The sequence below is a fragment of the Levilactobacillus yiduensis genome (assembly GCF_024718525.1).
Taxonomy (GTDB): Bacteria; Bacillota; Bacilli; order Lactobacillales; family Lactobacillaceae; genus Levilactobacillus; species Levilactobacillus yiduensis.
Genome location: NZ_JAMXAZ010000059.1, coordinates 1 through 2,134, shown reverse-complemented (window position 1 = coordinate 2,134; position 2,134 = coordinate 1). Strand labels below are relative to the sequence as shown.

Here is a 2,134-nt window from a genome sequence, read left to right as displayed (position 1 = left end):
TGTAAAAGGCACCCGTAAAATGTAGGAAAACGGCAGGTTAGAACTGTTGGTTTTCCTACATTTTTTGTATCATGAATCACATCAGAGTGTAGGAGGAATTTGATGTGAGACGTGATTTAAGAGAAGGAGTGACGATTTACGTGACTGAAAATATTAAGCCTAACTTCGCCGAGATTGCCCGGCAATATAATGTTGATTATCGAACCGTTAAGAAAGCCTATGAGGAAGTCAAAGCTGGACTTAAGGGCCGACCAAGTGGTCGACCGAAACGGCCAAGTTTACTGGATCCATTCAAGCAAACCATCGATTCAAAGCTTGAACTAAATTGTTCGGCTGCTTCAATTTTTAAATTTATCCAGAAGAAGGGCTTTACCGGCAGCTATACCCTCGTGAAAGATTATTGTCGCCAAACCCGCCGAGAACGAGTTAAGAAAGCTACCATTCGGATTGAACATTCCCCTGGTCTCTCTGCTCAAGTTGACTGGAAAGAAGAAATGGCCCTAGTGAGCAGCGAGGGTGAGCTGTTTAAATTCAATATTTTCTTGTATGTATTGCCTTATTCAAAACTCAAATATATGACACTAACCTTTGATCGGAGCCAAGATACCCTCTTTTCTTGCTTACACGACGCTTTCCTTCATACCGGAGGTATTCCGACGGAAATCTGGTTTGATAATATGAAAACCGTTGTGGATCATACAAAATCCCAGTTTGGCCACGCTGTCTTTAACGAACGGTTCCACGAATTCTGTAAAGATGCCGGTTTCACACCAATTGCTTGTCGACCATTCAGACCACAAACTAAAGGTGCAGTTGAAGCCCTTGCTCGCACGGTTGAACGTTTACGGCCATACAATACTGAATTTGCTGATGGAACTGAGCTAATCGAACTAGTTCATATGCTCCGAGATGATCTAAATCATGAAACTTCGCAGGCCACGGACGAAGTCCCGTACCTGAAATGGTTAGACGAAGAAAAAGAGTACCTTCATCGCGTTCCAGTTAATCTCCTTGAACCATACTTCGAAGAAAACATTACCCGTGTCGTTTCGAAGGAGGCCATGATCAATTTCCGCAAATGTAAGTACTCAGTAGATCCGCGATACATTGGTTGTACGGTTGCTGTTGAAATCTCCAATGATGAGCAGCGCATCCACATTTATTATAACGGAGAAGAAATTCGTACGCACTCCATAACTACCAATTCGCTGAATTATGACCCCCAAGATCAGTTCAATATCCTCAAATCTGATTTGCTTAAAGGGCGGACAGATGAAGACATTTCAGCTTACATTCGTGAACATATGACTGATTACGACAACTTATAGGAGGCTACCATGACCACTAATAATCAAATTCTTTTAAATAATCTTGAGCGCTTAGGGTTAAACAAAATCCGTGAATACTTGCCGAATTACCTTGATCAAATTCACACTGATAATCTGTCATTAACTGAGGCGCTAATTGATTTAACTAATTCGGAACTCCAGAATCGACACGAAGGTCAGATTGCACGGGCCATTGGCCGTGCTCGGTTCCCCAATACAAAATCCCTAGATACATTTGATTTTAGCTTTCAACCCAGTATTAATCGCCAAGAGGTTCTGGAATTCCAGAATCTGGCTTTTATGGAAAAGTCTGAAAACTTAATCTTTATTGGCAATCCGGGAGTCGGTAAAACCCACTTGGCAATTAGTATTGGGATTGAGGCCTGTAAACAGGGCTGTCGGGTTCTCTTTATTAATTGTCATGAGCTGTTGATTAGATTGAGAGCAGCTTACGAAAAAGGACTGCTTGATCGATCTCTAAGCCGCTATTCGCGCTATGACCTATTAATTATTGATGAAATTGGGTATTTGCCAATTGGTCACCAAGAAGCTAACCTCTTATTTCAGCTAGTCAATGCCCGCTATGAAAAGCATTCAACGATCATTACCAGCAATAGTGATCTATCCGCTTGGGTTGATATTTTCCAGAACCCAACTGTGACAGCAGCCATTCTCGATCGCTTGGTTCATCATGTTCACGTAGTGAAGATCACTGGTAAATCTTACCGATTACGTGGCCTCAAGTAACTGCCGAAAACCTACATTTCTTTCTGCCGAAAACCTACATTTTTAAACTGCCCTTGACA

The 2,134-nt window shown here is 41.9% G+C and carries 2 protein-coding genes; both read left to right on the top strand.

Annotation, left to right across the window (positions count from 1 at the left end):
• The first annotated feature begins 104 nt into the window (after positions 1-104).
• Complete coding sequence (istA, locus tag NGM66_RS14160) at positions 105-1,328, top strand: IS21 family transposase (protein ID WP_003555353.1); 1,224 nt, start codon at positions 105-107, stop codon at positions 1,326-1,328.
• 9 nt (positions 1,329-1,337) lie between these two features.
• The gene (istB, locus tag NGM66_RS14155; RefSeq protein ID WP_003555349.1) at positions 1,338-2,075 is read left to right on the top strand and encodes an IS21-like element helper ATPase IstB; all 738 of its coding nucleotides are present in this window, start codon (positions 1,338-1,340) and stop codon (positions 2,073-2,075) included.
• Positions 2,076-2,134: the final 59 nt, after the last annotated feature.

Bases quoted from the DNA above. Each gene is read 5' to 3' on its own strand.
- istB (WP_003555349.1), top strand. From the start codon at position 1,338: ATGACCACTAATAATCAAATTCTTTTAAATAATCTTGAGCGCTTAGGG.